This window comes from Bacteroides fluxus YIT 12057 (genome assembly GCF_000195635.1).
Lineage (GTDB): Bacteria > Bacteroidota > Bacteroidia > Bacteroidales > Bacteroidaceae > Bacteroides > Bacteroides fluxus.
Window position 1 is genome coordinate 12,248 of the sequence record NZ_GL882656.1, and the last position, 16,376, is coordinate 28,623.

The window sequence follows — 16,376 nt, forward strand, 5'->3', positions numbered from 1 at the left end:
GATTAAAAATATTTGGTGATGGAGGCATGAGCAAAATTATCCATCTCGTTTATCATGCGGACAGCGGAGTCAACGATGGGGTATGCACAGATTGCCCCGGTACCTTCACCCAATCGTAATCCCAAGTTTAATAACGGTTTGGCTTGTATCTTGTCAAGTATCAGTTTATGACCGGACTCATCTCCGCAATGCCCGAAAATGGCATAATCCAATACTTCCGGATAAAGTTTTCCGGCGGCAAGAATGCAGTTGGTCATGATAAATCCATCTACAAGAATCACCATTTTCAATTCAGCTGCCTGCAACATGGCACCTACGGCCATCACCATTTCCAGACCGCCGAAATAGCGGATGATGTCACGGGGGGAACTGTCTCCTTGATAATTATCGAGTGCTTGTTTCAGCACTTCATATTTATGGCGGACTCCGGCGTTGTCCAGTCCGCTGCCTGCACCGACGCATTGTTCCAAAGGAATGCCGGTGAAGCAGGTCATCCACAATGAAGAGGAGGAGGTATTTCCGATACCCATTTCACCGAAACTGAGGATATTGCTTCCTTCCTGACGGCAACGGCGCACCACTTCGGCGCCCCGTTCCAGGCACAGTTCCATTTCATCTTCTGTCATGGCGGCTTCGTGCAAGTAATTCCGGGAACTTTTACGCACCTTCATATTGATGATGCCCTTGTCATAAGGAAGGTCATAATCTACCCCTGCATCGACAATTTTCAGAGTAAAGCCGTGTTGGCGGCAGAGGAAGTTGACTCCGGCACCTCCATGAAGAAAATTACTGATCTGCTGCCAGGTGATTTCTTTGGGTGAGAGGCTGACACCTTCTTCTACAATGCCGTGGTCGGCTGCAAAAATAATGTTTTGGGGATGTTGTAGGGAGGGAGTCAAGGTTTGTTGGATAAGACCGATCTGGAGGGCAAGTTCTTCCAGAGTTCCCAAAGATCCTTTGGGTTTGGTCAGATTATTGATTTTGTCTGTCAGTGCCGGACGGATTGATGCGTCAGGACGGGTGATATGAAATGTTTTCATTGTTTGATTTGTTAATTGTTACATATTTGTCATTTGGCCCGGACGGGAATACCACATACCATCAGTATCACTTCATCTGCATGCGAGGCGATATATTGGTTCATCCACCCCTGCATATCCGTGAATTTGCGTTGTATTTCATTCTCTGATGTACCTCCCATGCCTATTTCATTGGTGACGAAGATGAAAGTGGCATCTTGTGAGGTGAATAGATTGAATTCGTCCCGGATGGCAGCAAGTGCACGGTCTGTATCGGATTTTAAATCGAAAAAGAAATTAGTACACCATAATGTGACACAATCTATCAAGATGACACGGTTATTCAGCCGGTGTCTGCTAAGTTCCTTTTCTTCTTCTATATTAGTCCATTCCGGCCCGCGCCGTTCTTGGTGCCGGATGACCCGTTGACGGAATTCCTCGTCCCAAATGCGTGCCGTGGCAATATAAACGGGGTTGGGAGAGAGACTGAGTGCCAATTTCTCGGCATACGTGCTTTTTCCCGAGCGGGCTCCTCCGGTGATTAATATTATTCGTTTCATGCTGCCTGGATATTTAGTAGGGCAAATGTACGTGAATTCCATGGCAGTGGCAAGAAATACCGTTGAAAAGAAATATCATCAAGAGGGGAGACATTCCGTTGCTCCTTTCACGGACAGGCAGTAATCTCTGGAATTTTCTATACTCATAGTGGCTGATATTTTGATGAATACACGAAAATTTGGAAATTAAATGCAAAAACTCTTGTCTTTTTCAACAGGATTTCACTATCTTTGTCACCGTTTTCATAGTATAGAATTAAAATTTGGTTTGCGGCAATAGCTCAGTTGGTAGAGCATCAGCTTCCCAAGCTGAGGGTCGCGAGTTCGAGCCTCGTTTGCCGCTCATAATGGAAAAAGCAGTTACAGAATAAGGTAGCTGCTTTTTTTTATGTTATTTTCCGGAGTAATCTTATCCGTATGTATAAAAATAATCTGTGTATTCGTCCTTTTCCCTTAAAAATTTGTACTTTTGCCGACTGTTTGAATAAATAGAATGAAAACTTTAAAAACGAAATAGAATGGCAGTAGAATTGAAAGACCTTACCAAACGTAGCGAGAATTATTCTCAATGGTATAACGAGTTGGTGGTAAAAGCCGATTTGGCAGAACAGTCGGCTGTACGTGGCTGTATGGTAATCAAGCCTTACGGATACGCTATTTGGGAGAAGATGCAACGTCAATTGGATGATATGTTCAAGGAAACAGGACATGTCAACGCCTATTTCCCCTTGCTTATTCCGAAATCATTCCTCAGCCGCGAGGCAGAACATGTAGAAGGATTTGCCAAAGAATGTGCCGTAGTGACACATTATCGTTTGAAGAATGACCCGAATGGAGGTGGTGTGGTAGTGGATCCCGCCGCAAAACTGGAAGAAGAGCTGATTATCCGTCCTACTTCCGAGACCATCATCTGGAATACCTATAAGAACTGGATCAATTCATACCGTGACCTGCCTATCCTGTGCAACCAGTGGGCAAACGTATTCCGTTGGGAAATGCGTACCCGCTTGTTCTTGCGTACGGCTGAGTTCTTGTGGCAGGAAGGCCACACTGCCCATGCCACCCGTGAAGAGGCGGAAGAAGAAGCAGTGAGAATGTTGAACGTATATGGCGAGTTTGCCGAAAAATACATGGCAGTGCCCGTGGTAAAAGGCGTGAAGTCTGCCAACGAGCGTTTTGCCGGTGCCCTTAACACCTATACCATCGAAGCGATGATGCAGGACGGAAAGGCTCTGCAGAGCGGTACTTCCCACTTCTTGGGACAGAATTTCGCCAAGGCATTCGACGTGCAGTTCGTCAATAAGGAGAACAAGCTGGAGTATGTTTGGGCTACTTCCTGGGGTGTTTCCACCCGTCTGATGGGTGCGCTTATCATGACGCATTCCGATGACAACGGTCTGGTACTTCCTCCGCATCTGGCTCCGATACAGGTAGTCATCGTTCCCATCTACAAGAATGCGGAAATGTTGGCCAAGATTGACGAGAAGGTGGCAGGCATTGTTGCCAAATTGAAATCAATGGGCATTTCCGTGAAGTACGACAATGCCGACAACAAACGTCCGGGCTTCAAGTTTGCCGACTATGAGGTGAAGGGTGTTCCCGTCCGTCTGGTAATGGGTGGCCGCGACTTGGAGAACAATACAATGGAAATCATGCGCCGCGATACACTGGAAAAGGAAACCCGTTCTTGCGAGGGCATTGAAGAATATGTAAAGGACTTGCTTGAAGAAATCCAGGCAAATGTCTATAAGAAAGCGCTTGATTTCCGTAACAGCAAAATCACGAGTGTGGATAGTTACGATGAATTCAAGGAAAAGATTGAAGAAGGTGGATTTATACTGGCCCATTGGGACGGTACTCCCGAAACGGAAGAAAAGATTAAAGAGGAAACTAAAGCGACCATCCGTTGCATTCCGTTCGATTCTTTCGTGCCGGGTGACAAGGAACCGGGCAAATGTATGGTTACCGGAAAGCCTTCTGCCTGCCGCGTGATTTTTGCGCGTTCCTATTAGAAACTCTTAAACTGGTTCGAAACAGTTTTTAATCAAGAAACTAAGTGTTTCTTATAGAAGGGATATAGCTCTCAAAGGTTATATCCCTTTTATTTTATCATTTTTGTAACTTTCCTTACATCCCGCCGTAACAACTTTCCTACATTTTTGCAGTGTAAAAAAGAAAGGAGACCCGAATATGAAACTGAACAGAAATGATTATACCGTAGAGGCGGCAGCCGGCGGTGGCTTTTTCGCTTATTTCATGAACAACGTTTTGTGCAGCGCTTATGGTGAAACACCGGACGAAGCCTGCGAGAATCTGGAACAAATCGTTGACGATTTCATCAGTGACATGTATATGGTAGAAGAGTTTGTCTGATATCCTTTACATTTTCCCGTAATGCGTAAGTACGACATTTACCGTAACTAATAACTTATAGCTGATGAAAGTTCTTTTTATAGTTCAAGGAGAAGGCCGGGGGCATCTTACCCAGGCCATTGCCATGGAAGATTTGTTGCGCCGCAACGGATACGAGGTTGTGGAGGTATTGGTAGGCAAAAGCAATTCACGCCGTTTGCCCGGTTTCTTCAACCGCAGCATCCAGGCACCGGTGAAGCGTTTTTTGAGTCCCAATTTTTTGCCTACGACCGCCAACAAGCGTGCCAGCCTGTCACGTAGTGTGGCATACAATGTCATGAAATTGCCGACCTATATAAAGAGTATGCACTATATACATACCCGCATTGAGGAGAGTGGGGCGGAGCTTGTCATCAATTTCTATGAGTTGCTCACGGGGCTGACTTATCTGTTGTACCGGCCCGCCGTGCCTCAAATCAGTATCGGGCATCAGTATCTTTTTCTTCATCGCGATTTTGAATTTCCCGGCAAGAACCGTTTGAATCTTTGCTTACTGCGTTTTTTTACCCGTCTCACTTGCATAGGGGCACAGGAAAAGTTGGCACTGTCCTTCCGGGAGATGGAAGATGATGGAACGGCACATGTTCGTGTGGTTCCGCCATTGTTGCGCAAAGAAGTCCTTTCGTGCGAGGGTACACAGGGAGACTATCTTCACGGCTATATGGTCAATGCCGGCTTTGGTGAAAATATCAAAATATGGCATGGGGCTCATCCCGAAGTACCGCTTCATTTCTTTTGGGACAAGCAGGATGAAGAAGAGGTCTGCCGAGTGGACGAAACGCTGACTTTCCATCAGATTGATGACGTGAAGTTCCTGCGTTACATGGCAGGATGCAAGGCATACGCCACAACAGCCGGATTCGAATCGGTTTGTGAAGCAATGTACCTGGGTAAACCTCTGTTGATGGTTCCCGCCCATATCGAACAGGATTGTAACGCTTATGATGCGGCTCGTAGCGGTGCAGGAGTTATTTCTGATGGATTTGATTTGGAACGCTTGCTGGCATTTTCCGGGAGTTATCGTCCGGATACTTCTTTCCGTTATTGGGTGCGTAGTTGTGATTGGAGAATTTTGCGTTGTATAGAAACTGCCATGGATGAGTTGCGCTATCCGAAATCGGCTTCTCCGTATTCGTGTCTTAATCTGGATACCTTATGAAAGATGTAAGTAAGAAAAGTCTTCGATGCTAAGAGAAAAAGTCTTTAATGCAAGAAGGAAACTTCTTTTCTCTTAAGTAAGATCTCTGTTCAAAGCTTGTGAATATATATTCGCAGGCTTTGAATATATGTTCAAGCCGTGCGAATACATGTCCGTGCGGCTTGAACGGATTTTGAAGGAGAATGCGAATACGGAATCACCGTTCGGGACTCTTGACGGGAATCTTCTTGCCGGTAGAAAGAGTGTCCTTCTTGCTTTGTCCGGCTTTCAGCCGTCTGAGTTTCCATTTGTTCCAGAAGAGCAGTTCATTCCATTTATTGAAATCTTTCTTGAAGATGATGCCGATGCCCTGTGTGGTCAGATTGGTACGGGTGTAATAACGGTCATTGGTCTCGTTATAAGCTTTCAGGCGGATGTCACCGGAGCGGTTTACCAGCCATTCTGCTTCAAAATCCCCTACAAAGTTAGTGTTTGCCAGTGGGTTGTCACGATAGCCGAAGTTACCGTTGATAAGCAACCGGTTGTTCAGCAGTTGTCCGGAAAGGATGCCTTCGAACTCCACATCTGTCCAACCCTTTTCACCGGTGCTGAGGTTGGTACCGATGTTCCAGTTATTATTGTCAATGATGCTTGAGAGGGCATTGTTCAACTGTCCCGAAAGGGTGGAAGAGAGTACGCTGGACATCATGTTGGAATTGGTGGCGTCTGCATATTCGGATGCATAGAACTTGCCGATTCCCAGGAGGTAGAGAATCTGCATATTCATTTGCTCTTCCGTGGGGATATAGTTCCGCACCATAGCTTGTACTTCCTCGCGTTCGTTGGGGAGTTCAATTCCCATTTTGATGGTGGGCGAGGTCAGCTGTCCCGTCAGGTTCATCATACAGTTTACCTTGACGTTGGTCTGGCCGATAAGTGTATTGTCGGCAGTCATGCTGCTGGGCAACAGGTCGTTCAGCGAGGCGGAGTTGACCGTATAACTGGCTTGTATGTCGAGAATGGCATCCAACGGATTTCCGTTGAAAGCGATGGTACTTCCGTCTTTGATGACGAAGTCCTTGCGGATCACTTCCTGCAGGCTGAATTTATAAAGTCCCTGGCTGATGCGGTAACTGCCAAACATTTTCACATCTCCCTTGTTGAAGAATTCGGTACGTATATTTCCGGTTCCCTTTCCACTGATGTAGTCGCCGGCGATGGGATCCATGATGATTCTCATGGTAGCGTCCGGCGTAGCGTCCACCAACAGATTCAGACGGATATCCGTGTCGCTTTCTTTATCTTCCTCTATCTCTTTCTGTGCAATTTCGTAATCAGAAAGGTGGATGGAATCCTGTACGGCGCGGCGCGGCGTCTTGTCCACAAATTTGATGAACTGGTTGCTGATGGCGGTAGATACATTGTCCTTTATATAGGTAAAGTTCGTATTGCGGTTGGTGGTCATGGCCACATCTATGTTGACACCATCCAGGGCGTTGCCTGCAATGGTTGCGTTCCCGGTACCATAGACCGTGCCGTAGAACGGGAAGTCGGGAGACTCCTTTGTGTTCATGACCAGCATGTCGTTGACATTGAAATTGAAGCGGTATTCCAGATTCTTGAAATGCCGGTAATGCAGATACCCGTTCATCCTGCCCTGGTGTCCTTGCGTGTCAAAAATGCGGTTGTCCTTGAAAGTCAGGCCGCCGGGTTCGATGTAGATACTGTCCTTTACGGAGAATGTAGTGTTCAGCACATCTACTTTCATGGAAGCGTCGCCGAACACGCGCCCCTCCATAGTCAGTGCCTTGAATTTGCCGTAGAAGTGGACATGTCCGGTAGCACGCCCGGTAAATTCCGGAGTGATACTGCTCATGTAATGGTGTATGAACTTCAGGTTGGTGCTGTCTGCTTCAATCTGAAGGTCGAGTGCACTGGTAGGCTTTATGGGATAGATGTAACCGTGCACATGGCTTTTGGCAATGTCTTTTTCACGGATCCGGGCATCAAGGTAGATGCCTTTCACGTCATGGTGCCATTCTCCATGGATGTGGGCGTCACCAAGCAACCCTTCGTTCAATCCGAGGTTACGGATGAACAAGTCGGTGCTCATTACGGGAGTCTCCAGTACTCCGCTGGCGAATGCGGGGCCGGTGGCTTCTCCTTTGAAATTGACGCCGAGGTCTGCGATGTCAAATACGTATCCTATATTTATGTCCTGCAGGTCGAGGCGCACCGTATCTTCAGGTTGCTTGGATACTGTGCCGTTGATGCGCAGGTGGCGTTCCTTATGACTGAAATAGAAATTGTCGATATGTATCTTTCCGGAGTCGAGCATTACCTGTGACGGATGTATTTTCCACAAGGTATCATTCAGAATGATGTCTGTGGGCTGGATATCGACAATGGTTTTCAATGGGGCCGTCTCTTTTCTTCCGGAATGCCGTGCGGGCTTTTTATCATCCTCTATTCCTTGTTGGCGGATAAAACGGGTTACGGTAGCCAACTTTCCACTATAAGTTACAGTGCTGCTGTTGCCCCAGTCCAGAGTTGCCTGCACGCAGTCGTCTTGCGCCTGCGCCTCTAAGGCCACATTGACGGCGCCACTCGATTTCCGGTTGGTGAACCGCAGGCGTGCATGGAACTTGTCACCGGGATTCTCGCAAAGCAACATTCCCGATTCAATAAACTTTTCTCCATAGCGCAAACGGGGGAAGTAGCCCTCTACGCGCAGGCGGCGAACCTTGTCATTGAAGTATCCCTTAAGGGTTGAGTGTGTATATACCTTTATGGGAATCTGGAAAACAGTGGACAACAGTTCCGTATCATAAATGTGCAAATCGAAATTGAAGTTGTTCTCCGTTTCCCTCGTCTTTTTGTCCGGCAGGATTAAAGCCGGGATGTAACGCCGCATAATATTGAGTACGCTGGCGGGCAGGGTGCGGTAGGAGTAGTCTCCTTCGATGCTTCCTTGCAGGAAATTGGAAGTGACGGTCAGACGTTTTTGTTTTTCGTCTTTGCGGATGGCGGCCACTTTCAAGTTCTCCAGAAAATAGTGCTTGTCCGGAGCATGGAACTGAAGGCTGTCTATATTGATCTCACCGTTCATCTCGTCGATGGAACCGCCGGTGAAGTCTGCTTTTACTTTTACGGATATTTCGGTATCTTCGTATTTGGGTGTCAGATGGAGGTCATGGGGACGTATTCTACTGATATCTGCCAGGAAGTTGAAAGTCGGTACCCGGCTTGCCGTGTTGATGGTACCGTTCAGCATGACCGAACCGTTTTCGTCATCCAACGCCAGCTTTCCGGTAAAGCCGCCTTGTTTGTACTCTCCGTCCAGGGTGATATTTTCGTAGTTGTAGTCACTATAGTCAAAGGAAGCGACCAGCCCTTTCAGGATAATGGAAGGATATTGCTTCTCTTTATGGTTGCCGTTGACGTCCAGATTGAAAGTTACCTTGCCGAATTTATCGTTTCCCAGCATCTTGCCCAATTCGAAGTCTTTTGTTTTTACGGCACCTGAATAGGCGAAATATCCTTTCTCCTTGTCCGAACTTAATTTAAGGTCGGTCTTGATGCTACCGATGTCTGTACGCACTTGCCCGTAAGTTACGAGGTCTGTGAAATAACCGGAGATTTCTCCACGGAATGAAATACTTCCCAGATGCTGCAGCGCTGGAGGGACACCGTTGTAGTTCTTACTCAAGTTGCGGACAAAGAAGGCGACTCCTTCCGGGTCGGCATACAAGCTGGACAAATTACCGAAAATATAGGCGTTCTCCGGACTTGACAGGTCTTGCAGGGACATATCTCCCCGCAGATGAAAATGATTGCCTGCAGAAATGGCAAGGCGGGGGCAGTTCAGCTGGTTAATGGTTCCGTTGGCCTCTACCTCTACTTGCAGCTTCTCTTTGAAGGGACTGAATGCCGGGACAAAGGCCGACAAGTCCTGTAGCGTAATCCGGGAGGGGAGCATGCGGAAGGAAAAACGTACGTCATGAGCGAAATTGTTGAAAGCACCCAGGCTGTCGTATTCCATGCGTATGGTATCCATCGCCAAGGAAGTGTGCGGCATGTCTATGGAGAAGTTTTCTATCTTCATTTGTTGGTTGTTGCCGACCACTTTCAAGCTTAATTTCTTCAATTCGAACCCGGAGTGTTCTTCCTCGATGCTTAAACGTTTGATGGCGGCATTGATAGAGTCGCTTTGCAGTGCCTTCAGCGAGATGTTGGCTATAATGTTTTTCAGACGGATGTGTCGGGGATTGAACTTTCCTGGGGTTTCCTTTTCGGAACGGACATCATAGGAAACCTTTCCACGGCGTATCAGCAGGGAATTGACGCGAAGATCCAGATTACTCTTCTTCTGTACGGTATCTTTAGAAGCGAACGCATCCAGCACAAATTGAAAATTCGGTCGGGCTTGGGGAGTTTCCTTTTCCAGATTGATATTGAAACCGAATAATTGTACGTTGCTGATGGATATTTTGCCGTTGAACAGGGGAAGAATATCAAATTTAGCCGAAAGGCGGGTTATCTTCAGCATCTCATTCCCGGACCGGTCGTTCAGTAAAAGGTCGTCAATGATAATGCGGTTCAACAGCCCGATATCTATTCGCTTGATGGTGATGTTACTGCCTAATACAGAAACAAGTTCTTTAGAGACAAGTACAGAAATCTTTGCCTGAACATAAGGTATGTTCAGTAATAGAATAGTACCGATATACACTCCCAGCACGATACCGAGTACCCAGCGTACTGTCTTTTTTAGTTTTCTGATAGGCAGTGAATTTTAGATTCAGCCAACAAAAATAGGAAATAATACGTTATAAACAGTACTTTTATTACGTAAAATGACATAACATCGTACTTTATCACTATTTTTGCAACACTTAAACGTATAAACACTATGAGTACAATAATCTTAGGAATAGAATCTTCGTGTGACGATACTTCTGCAGCAGTCATCAAGGATGGTTATCTGCTTTCAAATGTAGTGGCCAGCCAGGCCGTGCATGAGGCTTATGGCGGTGTGGTGCCCGAACTGGCCTCCCGGGCGCACCAGCAAAACATAGTTCCGGTAGTGCATGAAGCTTTGAAACGCGCCGGAGTGGCTAAAGAGGAATTGAGCGCGGTAGCTTTTACACGTGGTCCCGGCTTGATGGGATCTTTGTTGGTGGGGGTATCTTTCGCCAAAGGGTTTGCCCGTTCTTTGGGAATCCCCATGGTAGATGTTAATCACTTGACAGGGCATGTGTTGGCTCATTTTATTAAAGCTGAAGGAGAAGAGAACATACAACCGAAATTCCCTTTCCTTTGCCTGTTGGTTTCCGGTGGAAATTCTCAGATAATTTTGGTGAAGGCTTATAATGATATGGAGATTCTGGGGCAGACCATTGACGATGCGGCAGGTGAAGCCATTGACAAATGTTCCAAAGTAATGGGACTGGGGTATCCCGGCGGTCCTATCATCGATAAATTGGCACGTCAGGGAAATCCGAAGGCTTATGCATTCAGTAAACCGCACATTCCGGGACTGGACTATAGCTTTAGCGGGCTAAAGACCTCGTTCCTGTACTCCTTGCGTGACTGGATGAAAGAGGATCCTGATTTTATCGAACATCATAAGATGGATTTGGCTGCCTCTCTGGAGGCGACCGTCGTGGATATTTTGATGGATAAGCTGCGTAAGGCGGCTAAGCAATATAAGATTAAGGAAATAGCGGTTGCCGGAGGCGTTTCTGCCAATAACGGGTTGCGCAATGCCTTCCGTGAACATGCGGAAAAGTATGGATGGAATATCTTTATACCGAAGTTCAGCTATACGACGGACAATGCGGCCATGATTGCCATTACGGGGTATTTCAAGTATCTGGACAAGGATTTCTGCCCAATGGAGGCGCCTGCTTATTCGCGGGTCACCTTGGGGTAAATATGTGCTGCTATATATAATAAGGTATGAAACTGGAAGAAGAAATCGGAGAATTGCTGAAATCGAAGAAATTGTCCCTTTCCACCGCAGAAAGTTGTACGGGTGGAGGAATAGCCGCCTTGATAACTTCCGTTCCGGGAAGTTCGGAGTATTTCAACGGTGGAATCGTGGCATATTCCAATGAGGTGAAGATGTCTTTGCTTCATGTTTCAGCCGAAACCTTGGAAAAACATGGCGCTGTCAGCCGTGAGACCGTAACGGAAATGGTGAAAGGTGCGATGAAAACGCTGAAAACGGATTGTGCAGTGGCTACATCGGGCATTGCAGGCCCCGGAGGAGGCACTCCGGAAAAGCCTGTGGGTACTGTATGGATTGCCGCTGCTTATAAAAATGAAATTATGGCCGTGAAGCAGGAAGGAGACCTCGGCAGAGCGGGAAATGTGCAAAAAGCGATTCAAAATGCTCTTTTTATGCTTAGAGATAGGCTGAAATGAGGAAAAATTGCTATCATACAGTGAATTATTTTATGAAAAACTTGTTTGGTAATGATAAAAGTGCTTACTTTGCGCTCTGTTTGAAATAGGCATAAAAGAAAACTATAAAATTAAGATAGAAATGTCAAAGATTTGTCAAATTACCGGAAAGAAGGCCATGATTGGCAACAATGTTTCACACTCAAAGAGAAGAACAAAAAGAACCTTTGATTTGAACTTGTTTAACAAAAAGTTCTACTATGTAGAGCAAGATTGCTGGATCAGCCTTAGCATCTGCGCTAACGGCTTGCGCATTATTAATAAAAAAGGACTGGACGCTGCTTTGAAAGATGCAGTAGCTAAAGGTTATTGTGATTGGAAAAGCATTAAAGTTATTGGCTAAAAAGTAGAGGAGAATTACTGATTATGGCAAAGAAAGCAAAAGGTAACAGAGTACAGGTGATTCTGGAATGCACAGAACACAAGGATAGCGGTATGCCCGGAACTTCTCGTTATATTACGACGAAGAATAGAAAAAATACCACAGAGAGATTGGAGTTGAAAAAATACAACCCCATCTTGAAGAGAGTGACAGTACATAAAGAAATCAAATAATAGAGTATAACTCATGGCAAAGAAAACAGTAGCAAGTTTGCACGAAGGATCTAAAGAAGGTCGTGCTTATACTAAGGTTATCAAAATGGTGAAGTCTCCGAAAACAGGTGCTTACATCTTTGATGAACAAATGGTACAAAACGAAAAAGTACAAGACTTTTTCAAGAAATAAGATAAATACAGAGCCGTAAGGCGCTGAAACTGATAAAGGTCCCCTTGCCGTAAATGCCGGCAAGGGGATTTCTTTTTAAAAAGGGGACGAAGTTTTTATTATTCGTCAGTTTTGTTATATCTTTGCGAAAAAGCAGGGATAGGTGTTTATTTTGCATTATCTTTGTGATAATAATGTATTGTACAAACAATTAGAGTATGGGATTTTTTAGTTTTTTCTCAAAGGAAAAGAAGGAAACATTAGATAAAGGATTATCTAAGACCAAAGAGAGTGTATTCAGCAAGATAGCTCGTGCAGTGGCTGGAAAGTCAAAAGTCGATGATGAAGTTCTGGATAATCTGGAAGAGGTATTGATTACCTCGGATGTGGGCGTGGAAACTACGTTGAAAATAATTGAACGTATAGAGAAACGTGCCGCTGCCGAAAAATATATGAATGCGCAAGAACTGAATATGATTTTGCGCGATGAAATCGCTGCTTTATTGACTGAAAACAATTCGGATGACGTAGATGATTTTGAGGCGCCGATTACGAAGAAGCCTTATGTTATTATGGTAGTCGGAGTCAATGGTGTGGGCAAGACAACCACCATCGGAAAGTTGGCTTATCAATTTAAGAAAGCCGGCAAGTCTGTTTATTTGGGTGCTGCCGATACCTTTCGTGCTGCTGCCGTGGAACAGCTGATGATTTGGGGCGAGCGGGTAGGAGTGCCCGTCGTTAAGCAGAAAATGGGGTCTGATCCTGCTTCTGTAGCGTTTGATACGTTAAGCTCGGCTGTAGCCAATCATGCTGATGTGGTGATTATAGATACAGCCGGTCGTCTTCATAATAAAGTGGGATTGATGAATGAGCTGACTAAGATCAAGAATGTGATGAAGAAAGTGGTCTCTGGAGCTCCCGATGAGGTATTGCTTGTATTGGATGGATCTACGGGACAAAATGCTTTTGAACAGGCACGTCAGTTTACTTTGGCAACGGAAGTTACTGCCATGGCTGTCACCAAACTGGATGGTACGGCTAAGGGTGGTGTTGTAATTGGTATATCCGACCAGTTCAAGATTCCTGTCAAATACATCGGCTTGGGCGAAGGCATGGAAGATTTGCAGGTGTTCCGCAAGAAAGAATTTGTTGATTCACTGTTTGGAGGGAACGCATGAAACGGAAGACCATAGATATTATTACTTTAGGCTGTTCTAAAAATTTAGTGGATTCGGAACATCTGATGCGTCAGTTGGAAGAGGCAGGCTACCATGTGACGCATGATGCCCAACATCCGAAAGGCCAGATAGCGGTGATTAATACCTGCGGTTTCATTGGTGACGCCAAGGAGGAATCCATCAATATGATTCTTGAATTTGCGCAGGCCAAGGAAGAAGGTGGTTTGGAGAAACTGTATGTCATGGGGTGTCTTTCAGAGCGCTACCTAAAAGAACTGGCCATTGAAATACCGCAAGTTGACAAATTTTATGGCAAATTCAATTGGAAGGAACTGTTGCAGGATTTGGGCAAGGCTTATCATGATGAATTGCATATTGAACGCACGCTGACTACTCCCAAACATTATGCTTATCTGAAAATATCAGAAGGTTGCGACCGTAAATGTTCGTATTGTGCCATTCCTATCATTACCGGCAAGCATGTATCACGCCCGATGGAAGAAATTCTGGATGAGGTAAGATACTTGGTGGCAGGCGGTGTAAAAGAGTTTCAGGTAATTGCCCAGGAATTGACGTATTACGGTGTGGATTTGTATAAAAAGCAGATGTTGCCTGAACTTATTGAGCGTATATCGGATATTCCGGGAGTGGAATGGATACGTCTGCATTATGCCTATCCGGCTCATTTTCCTGAAGATTTATTCCGGGTAATGAGGGAACGGCCTAATGTCTGCAAATACATGGATATAGCTTTGCAGCATATCAGTGATAATATGCTTGGAAAGATGCGTCGTCATGTCACTAAGGCCGAGACATATCAGCTGATAGAGAGATTCCGCAAGGAGGTACCCGGTATTCATTTACGCACAACGCTCATGGTGGGGCATCCGGGAGAGACGGAGGCCGATTTTGAAGAACTGAAAGAGTTTGTACGCAAGGCGCGTTTCGATAGAATGGGGGCTTTTGCTTATTCTGAGGAGGAGGGAACTTATGCGGCGGCAACATATGAGGATGTTATTCCTCGGGAAGTCAAGCAGGCTCGTCTGGATGAATTGATGGCGATTCAGCAAGGTATTTCTGCAGAACTGAGTGCAGCGAAGGTCGGAAAGCGTATGAAAGTAATAATAGACCGTTTGGAGGGGGATTATTATGTCGGACGTACGGAATTTGATTCTCCGGAAGTAGATCCTGAAGTTTTGATTGAATGTGAAGACGAGACCTTGCATATAGGTAACTTTTACCAAGTAGAAGTGATTAATTCCGATGATTTCGACCTTTTTGGCCGTATTATTTAAAGATTTTTCCCGAACTTCTTGTATATATGGCGAAGTTTTGCTAATATAGCACCGTAGTTCAATTTAAAAGTTTGTATTTTGAATAACAAAGAGTTTACTTCTGAATTGTCGCGGAGGTTGGGGTACACTTTGAAAGATACCTCTGAACTGGTTACATCTCTACTGTCAAGTATGACACGGCAGCTGGAAGAGGGTAATGTCATATCCATACAAGGATTCGGTACATTCGAAGTAAAGAAGAAAGCAGAACGTATATCTGTGAATCCGACCACCAGACAACGTATGTTGGTGCCTCCGAAATTGGTGCTGACCTATAAACCCAGCACGCTGCTGAAAGATAAGTTTAAATAGTCTTCCTTTTTTAATTCTTCCCATATAATATGAATGAGAAACTGAATATACAGGACTTGATAGATTTACTTGCTGAAAAGCATGGCATGAGCAAAAAGGACGCTGACAGCTTTGTAAAAGAATTCTTTCTGCTGGTTGAAGAGTCATTGGAGAAAGATAAGTATGTGAAGATAAAGGGGCTGGGTACTTTCAAGCTGATTGATGTGGAAAGTCGTGAGAGCGTCAATGTGAATACGGGGGAAAGAATTGAGATACAAGGCCATACAAAAGTAACTTTTACTCCGGAACCAAGCCTGAAGGAGGTTATCAATAGACCTTTTTCGCATTTTGAGACTGTTGTCCTCAATGAGAATACGGTACTTGAGGATACTCTTCTTGAAAATGAGAATGAGAATGATGAGGAAGAGGAAGTCGTGTCGAATTCAGCTGAGATTTCTCCAACCCGTATAGCCGAACAGGCGGAAGTGACTGGGAAGGTATTGGTTAAGGATACAAAGGCTGAGGAAATGGCAGATTCCGCAGAAGGGGAGGTGCAGGAAGGAACGGAACTGCTTCCGCAAACTACGTCGGAGGTTTTCCCGCAAACGATAGAAAAAGAGCCTGCAGATTCTAAAACGGAAGCAGTGGATTCTCCTTCGATGAAGTATTTTATTGGTATAGTGGTTTTCGTTGTGGCTTTATGTGGAGGTGCTGTCGTCTTTATGTATTATCCGGATTTGCTGGAAACAATGACGTCTGAAATGGTTATGGAAGCAACAGCTGAACCGATAGTGGAGAAACCGGCTGATGAAACGGCTTTGGCTGACACTCTTTCCGCTAAAGATACTGCAGAGCCGGTAAAAGTTGATACAGTGGCTGAAAGTCTTTCTGTCATAGCGAAGAAACAGGATACACCGAAAAAGAATGTTCCCCAACCGGTAGCTAAAAAAGAACAAAAGAAACCTGCTGCACCATTTGTTCCAGATTCTGTGGGGTACACAATTGTCGGTACAGAGGCAACCTATACTATAAAGGAAGGGGAAACTTTGACAAAAGTCGCTCTCCGTTTTTATGGAACAAAGGCTTTATGGCCGTATATTGTGAAACATAATCCGGGGGTAATCAAGAATCCGGATAACGTACCGTTCGGTACTACTATCAAGATACCTAAATTGGCTAAGAAGCAGTAAAAAGTTACTGCTTCTTTTTTGTCAAATCCTAAACTCTATGAAAGTAGCTTAATCTAAAGGCTTCTCATAGTTTTTTTAAT

Annotated in this window: 15 protein-coding genes and 1 tRNA gene; 13 read left to right on the forward strand and 3 right to left on the reverse strand. The window is 45.2% G+C overall.

Translation table 11 applies throughout. The features are described from left to right. Positions 1-2: 2 nt before the first annotated feature. Both cobT and cobU read right to left on the reverse strand, forming a co-directional pair. Entirely contained in the window at positions 3-1,040 is a 1,038-nt protein-coding gene (gene cobT / locus HMPREF9446_RS11725) for a nicotinate-nucleotide--dimethylbenzimidazole phosphoribosyltransferase (protein ID WP_009125885.1), read from the reverse strand. Positions 1,041-1,069: 29 nt separating this feature from the next. Next, positions 1,070-1,579 carry a bifunctional adenosylcobinamide kinase/adenosylcobinamide-phosphate guanylyltransferase gene (gene cobU / locus HMPREF9446_RS11730; RefSeq protein ID WP_039969318.1) on the reverse strand — a complete coding sequence of 170 codons (510 nt, stop codon included), beginning with the start codon at positions 1,577-1,579 and terminating at the stop codon, positions 1,070-1,072. Positions 1,580-1,849: 270 nt separating this feature from the next. Between cobU and HMPREF9446_RS11735 the strand changes: the two genes are divergently transcribed. The 4 genes from HMPREF9446_RS11735 (at position 1,850) to HMPREF9446_RS11750 (ending at position 5,150) form a co-directional block, all read left to right on the forward strand. Further along, positions 1,850-1,922: transfer RNA gene (locus HMPREF9446_RS11735), tRNA-Gly, on the forward strand. Between the two features lie 175 nt (positions 1,923-2,097). Beyond that, positions 2,098-3,591, forward strand: a complete 1,494-nt coding sequence (gene proS / locus HMPREF9446_RS11740; RefSeq protein WP_009125887.1) for a proline--tRNA ligase — start codon at positions 2,098-2,100, stop codon at positions 3,589-3,591. A 178-nt stretch (positions 3,592-3,769) separates the two neighbouring features. Further along, the gene (locus tag HMPREF9446_RS11745; protein WP_009125888.1) at positions 3,770-3,952 is read left to right on the forward strand and encodes a hypothetical protein; all 183 of its coding nucleotides are present in this window, start codon (positions 3,770-3,772) and stop codon (positions 3,950-3,952) included. Positions 3,953-4,016: 64 nt separating this feature from the next. Next, the gene (locus HMPREF9446_RS11750; protein WP_009125889.1) at positions 4,017-5,150 is read left to right on the forward strand and encodes a glycosyltransferase family protein; all 1,134 of its coding nucleotides are present in this window, start codon (positions 4,017-4,019) and stop codon (positions 5,148-5,150) included. Positions 5,151-5,346: 196 nt separating this feature from the next. On the opposite strand, the gene HMPREF9446_RS11755 is transcribed toward HMPREF9446_RS11750, so the two are convergent. Continuing rightward, entirely contained in the window at positions 5,347-9,810 is a 4,464-nt protein-coding gene (locus HMPREF9446_RS11755) for a translocation/assembly module TamB domain-containing protein (protein ID WP_039969320.1), read from the reverse strand. Positions 9,811-10,041: 231 nt separating this feature from the next. On the opposite strand from HMPREF9446_RS11755, the gene tsaD reads away from it, so the two are divergent. The 9 genes from tsaD to HMPREF9446_RS11800 all read left to right on the forward strand — a co-directional run bounded on the left by tsaD (position 10,042) and on the right by HMPREF9446_RS11800 (position 16,296). Beyond that, positions 10,042-11,064: a tRNA (adenosine(37)-N6)-threonylcarbamoyltransferase complex transferase subunit TsaD gene (gene tsaD / locus HMPREF9446_RS11760; protein WP_009125891.1), complete on the forward strand. Its 1,023-nt coding sequence runs from the start codon at positions 10,042-10,044 to the stop codon at positions 11,062-11,064. Positions 11,065-11,090: 26 nt separating this feature from the next. Next, entirely contained in the window at positions 11,091-11,558 is a 468-nt protein-coding gene (locus HMPREF9446_RS11765; RefSeq protein WP_009125892.1) for a CinA family protein, read from the forward strand. A 121-nt stretch (positions 11,559-11,679) separates the two neighbouring features. Then, complete coding sequence (gene rpmB, locus HMPREF9446_RS11770) at positions 11,680-11,940, forward strand: 50S ribosomal protein L28 (protein WP_004291052.1); 261 nt, start codon at positions 11,680-11,682, stop codon at positions 11,938-11,940. Positions 11,941-11,963: 23 nt separating this feature from the next. Continuing rightward, positions 11,964-12,152, forward strand: a complete 189-nt coding sequence (rpmG, locus tag HMPREF9446_RS11775) for a 50S ribosomal protein L33 (RefSeq protein ID WP_002560155.1) — start codon at positions 11,964-11,966, stop codon at positions 12,150-12,152. A gap of 13 nt (positions 12,153-12,165) precedes the next feature. Continuing rightward, positions 12,166-12,324: a DUF4295 domain-containing protein gene (locus HMPREF9446_RS18375; RefSeq protein WP_009125893.1), complete on the forward strand. Its 159-nt coding sequence runs from the start codon at positions 12,166-12,168 to the stop codon at positions 12,322-12,324. A gap of 197 nt (positions 12,325-12,521) precedes the next feature. Then, positions 12,522-13,481, forward strand: a complete 960-nt coding sequence (gene ftsY / locus HMPREF9446_RS11785; protein WP_009125894.1) for a signal recognition particle-docking protein FtsY — start codon at positions 12,522-12,524, stop codon at positions 13,479-13,481. Then, positions 13,478-14,776, forward strand: coding sequence for a 30S ribosomal protein S12 methylthiotransferase RimO (gene rimO, locus HMPREF9446_RS11790; RefSeq protein WP_009125895.1), 1,299 nt, complete (start codon positions 13,478-13,480; stop codon positions 14,774-14,776). The genes ftsY and rimO overlap by 4 nt, the downstream gene beginning before the upstream one ends. 78 nt (positions 14,777-14,854) lie before the next feature. After that, positions 14,855-15,127 carry an HU family DNA-binding protein gene (locus tag HMPREF9446_RS11795; protein ID WP_039969301.1) on the forward strand — a complete coding sequence of 91 codons (273 nt, stop codon included), beginning with the start codon at positions 14,855-14,857 and terminating at the stop codon, positions 15,125-15,127. Between the two features lie 29 nt (positions 15,128-15,156). Continuing rightward, entirely contained in the window at positions 15,157-16,296 is a 1,140-nt protein-coding gene (locus tag HMPREF9446_RS11800; RefSeq protein WP_009125898.1) for an HU family DNA-binding protein, read from the forward strand. Positions 16,297-16,376: the final 80 nt, after the last annotated feature.